The sequence below is a fragment of the Geodermatophilus sp. SYSU D00705 genome (assembly GCF_054050135.1).
Genome location: NZ_JBJGYT010000072.1, coordinates 1 through 3,443, shown reverse-complemented (window position 1 = coordinate 3,443; position 3,443 = coordinate 1). Strand labels below are relative to the sequence as shown.

The 3,443-nt window shown below is 76.2% G+C and carries 4 protein-coding genes and 4 tRNA genes; 4 read left to right on the top strand and 4 right to left on the bottom strand.

The features are described from left to right. Positions 1-71: 71 nt before the first annotated feature. The 4 genes from ACI78Q_RS23620 to ACI78Q_RS23605 form a co-directional block, all read right to left on the bottom strand. A tRNA-Val gene (locus tag ACI78Q_RS23620) sits at positions 72-143 on the bottom strand. A 23-nt stretch (positions 144-166) separates the two neighbouring features. Continuing rightward, positions 167-565 (bottom strand): TIGR02611 family protein, encoded by a 399-nt coding sequence (locus ACI78Q_RS23615; RefSeq protein WP_456925917.1) that lies wholly within the window; start codon positions 563-565, stop codon positions 167-169. A gap of 86 nt (positions 566-651) precedes the next feature. Beyond that, positions 652-1,584, bottom strand: a complete 933-nt coding sequence (locus ACI78Q_RS23610; RefSeq protein WP_456925916.1) for an anti-sigma factor domain-containing protein — start codon at positions 1,582-1,584, stop codon at positions 652-654. Further along, a complete protein-coding gene (locus tag ACI78Q_RS23605; protein ID WP_456925915.1) occupies positions 1,581-2,186 on the bottom strand; it encodes a sigma-70 family RNA polymerase sigma factor in 606 nt (201 codons plus the stop codon). Before ACI78Q_RS23605 ends, ACI78Q_RS23610 begins: the two co-directional genes overlap by 4 nt. Positions 2,187-2,399: 213 nt before the next feature. Here ACI78Q_RS23605 and ACI78Q_RS23600 point away from each other — a divergent pair, with 213 nt between their 5' ends. The 4 genes from ACI78Q_RS23600 to ACI78Q_RS23585 all read left to right on the top strand — a co-directional run bounded on the left by ACI78Q_RS23600 (position 2,400) and on the right by ACI78Q_RS23585 (position 3,143). Further along, positions 2,400-2,771, top strand: coding sequence for an SsgA family sporulation/cell division regulator (locus ACI78Q_RS23600; protein WP_456925914.1), 372 nt, complete (start codon positions 2,400-2,402; stop codon positions 2,769-2,771). 67 nt (positions 2,772-2,838) lie between these two features. After that, positions 2,839-2,911: transfer RNA gene (locus tag ACI78Q_RS23595), tRNA-Gly, on the top strand. A gap of 41 nt (positions 2,912-2,952) precedes the next feature. After that, positions 2,953-3,023, top strand: a tRNA-Cys gene (locus tag ACI78Q_RS23590). Positions 3,024-3,071: 48 nt separating this feature from the next. Beyond that, positions 3,072-3,143, top strand: a tRNA-Val gene (locus ACI78Q_RS23585). The last annotated feature ends 300 nt before the right edge of the window (positions 3,144-3,443 follow it).

The window sequence follows — 3,443 nt, the reverse complement described above, 5'->3', positions numbered from 1 at the left end:
GGGGGGGGGGCCCGCCCCCCTGCCACGCGGGGGGCCGGGGCGGGGCGGGGGCCCGGGGCCTCTGCCGGAGGTGGGCGATACTGGGTTCGAACCAGTGACCTCTTCGGTGTGAACGAAGCGCTCTACCACTGAGCCAATCGCCCGTGCGTTCCATTCTGCCAGACGCTCACCGCCACAGTGGCACCCACCCCGGGATCCATCCCGGGACGCCCATCACGTGCAGCGTCACGACCAGGACGCCGTACACGAACGCCGCGGTGGCGAGGGCGACCGCCAGGCGCACCCACAGCGGCTGCCGGCCCAGCCAGTCGGTCCACCGCTTGACGTGCTTCTTGGTGAACTCCAGCAGCCGCTCGGCCCAGAAGAACTCCGTGGCCAGCACGAACAGGCCGGCGATGACGGTGAGCCAGCCCGGCCCCGGCAGCGGGATCGTGGCCAGGCCGAGGGCGACGACCAGGCCGCCCACGACCCCGACGCACACCCGGTACGTGGAGTCGACGGTGCGGCGGGCGGCCAGCTTGCGGCGCCAGCGCGTCTCGGCCACGCGCTCACGGAGGCTGCGCACGCCGTCGTCGTCGAAGTGGGTCCGCAGCTCCTCGGACGTCTGGTGGTGGCGCCGCTCCCGGCCGGGGGCCGCCGTCTCCGGACCGGTCAGTTGGTCACCTCACCACGCGCGACGATGTCCGTCGGTTCCGACGGAGCCTGACGGCCGGGCTCCAGACTGACGGCGTAGCCGTCGTGGACGTCGAGCCCGGTCGCGCCGGAGCCTACGGCGCGCAGGTCGCTGTGTGGGGAGAGGACGTCGAACGTGCCCAGCGCCACGGCTCCCCCGTTCCCGGTGCCCCACAGGACGTAGGTCTGCTCCCGGACGTCGTTCACCGGCAGCCCGTGGTCCACCACCTGCAGCTGGCCGTTGCGGACGACGACGGTGGCCACGGCCGCGCCGTCGTCGCCGGAGAGGGCCACGACGGTCGCAGAACCCGGCGTCAGCAGCGCGTTGACGACGTCGGCCTGCCGCGCGACGGTCGCCCGCGCCTCGTCGCGGGCGTCGCTGAGCACCACGTTCCAGGTGCCGAGCGCCAGGATCGTCGCCACCGCGGCGGCGACCAGGGCGTTGGGCAGGACGCGCCGCCACGCGCTCGCGGGCGTCGCGGTCGGGACGCCTGCAGGCGGGGCGGCCGCGGGCGGTACGGCGTCCGGCACCCGCGGGGCGGCGGGCCCCGGGACGGCGGGCTCGGGAGCCCGCCGTGTGGCGTCCCCGGCCGATGACCGCCCGCCGGTCACCGGCGGACGGGATGCCGAGGCGGAGGCGGGGAGACGGGGCGCCGGCGGCCGGCGCACCTGCGGGGTCTGCCGCACCGCGTTCCGCAGCTCCTCCCGCAGCTCGTCGGGCGGATCGGCGACCGGCAGGCTCGCGGCCAGGGCGGCCAGGACCTCGCCGGTCTCGGCGACCGTGCCGAGACAGCGCGGACAGCCGGGGAGGTGGGCGGCGACGAGCACCTCCTCCTCGGGCTCGAGGGCGTGGAGGGCCCAGCCCACGGCCAGCTCGTCGAAGACCGCGTGGTCGCGGGCCGGGCCGCTCACCGGCCCGGGCCCTCGACGACCGCCGGAGCGCCCAGCGCACCACCCCGGGGGTCGGCGCCGAGCTCCCCACGCAGCTCCCGGACGGCGGCCAGGGCGGCGCTCTTGACCTCGGCGAGCGGGGTGCCGGTCAGCGCGGCGACCTCCCGCTGGGTGTAACCGCCGTAGTAGGCCAGCGTCAGCGCCTCGCACTCCGCCTCGGGCAGGCCGCGCAGCGCGGCGCGCACGGGGTCGGGCGCAACGCCGGCGCGGTCCTCGCCGGCCGGCACCCCCGTGGACGCGGAGTCGCCCGGACGGCGCCGGTGGACCTGTCCGCACCGCACCGCGTCGACCGCCCGCTGGTGCACCCGGTCCATCACCCAGGACGCGACGCTGCCCGCACCGGGGTCGTACGCGGCGGGGTCGTGCCAGACGCCCAGGAGGACCGCCCGCAGCACCTCGCGGGCGGCGGCGTCGTCGGACAGCACGCACCGCGCCAGGGCGAGGGCCGGGCCGCTGAAGCGGTCGTAGAGCTCGTCGAAGGCGGCCCGCTCCCCCGCGCGCACGCGGAACAGCAGGTCGGCGTCGCCGGGACCGCCCCCGGCCCGCCGTGCCGGACGGCTCACCTCCCCATCGTCACACGCACCGGGCGCGCCGGGGAGAGGCCCGGGGTTCAGCAAGGCGAGTTGCGGGCACAGAGAGGAACGACGCGCCCGGGGGACACCCCGGCGTGACCGCTCTCAGGGAAGGTCGTTGTTGGGGACATGACGAGCCGCTCGACACCCGGGTACACCTGCCCCACCACGCTCCACCTCGTGGGGCCGCAGTCGTGGACAGAGGTGCCCGCGCAGCTCAGCTACGAGGTGAGCGACCCGTTCGCCGTCCGGATCACCTTCGGCGACAGCGGAGCCGGCGAGGAGGGCATCTCCTGGCTGGTCGGCCGCGAACTGCTGCAGACGGGCCTGGACCGCCCCGCGGGCGAGGGCGACGTGCGCCTGTGGCCGTCGCGCACCTCCGGCGACGTCCTGTTCCTGCACCTGCGGGCACCCTCCGGCGAGGCGCTCTTCGAGGCCTCCCGCGGCACGCTGGCCGGGTTCCTGCGACTGACCGAGAGCGTGGTGCCGGCCGGCGAGGAGTCCTCGGTCCTCGAGGTGGACGGCGAACTGGCCGCACTGCTGTCCAACGGCGGGGCTGATCCGAACGGGCGCTGACCCCCCGGGGGGACCCCCCTGTCGACCCCGTTTCGGCGTCGGCTACAGTTCTCTCTCGTAAGGCAACGCGGACGTGGCTCAGCTGGTAGAGCATCACCTTGCCAAGGTGAGGGTCGCGGGTTCGAATCCCGTCGTCCGCTCGGAACCTCGGGCGCTGGTCGCGAGACCGGCGCCCGCGTGCGGTGGAGTGGCCGAGAGGCGAGGCAACGGCCTGCAAAGCCGTCTACACGGGTTCAAATCCCGTCTCCACCTCGGCGTCCGCCGGGACACGGTGGAGCGGGCCGGCCGGCAGGTCGGAACGGGCGATTGGCTCAGTGGTAGAGCGCTACCTTGACACGGTAGAGGTCACTGGTTCGAACCCAGTATCGCCCACAGCAGAAGGGCCCCAGGTCGTCGACCTGGGGCCCTTCGCGTTCCCCGGGGTCCGCACCGGCCGGTGAGACGTCTCACAGCCTCCTCCGACCCCCGAGGCCGGCCCGCGCTGCGCGCCCGACGATCCCCCGATCGGGCTCCGACCGGGGTGGCCAGGGACCCCTCCTGCGGAGGGGGGGGGGGGGGGGGGGGGGGGGGGGGGGGGGGGGGGGGGGGGGGGGGGGGGGGGGGGGGGGGGGGGGGGGGGGGGGCGGCGGGCGGGGGCGGGGGGGGCGGCCGCGCCCGCGCCGCCGCAGCCGC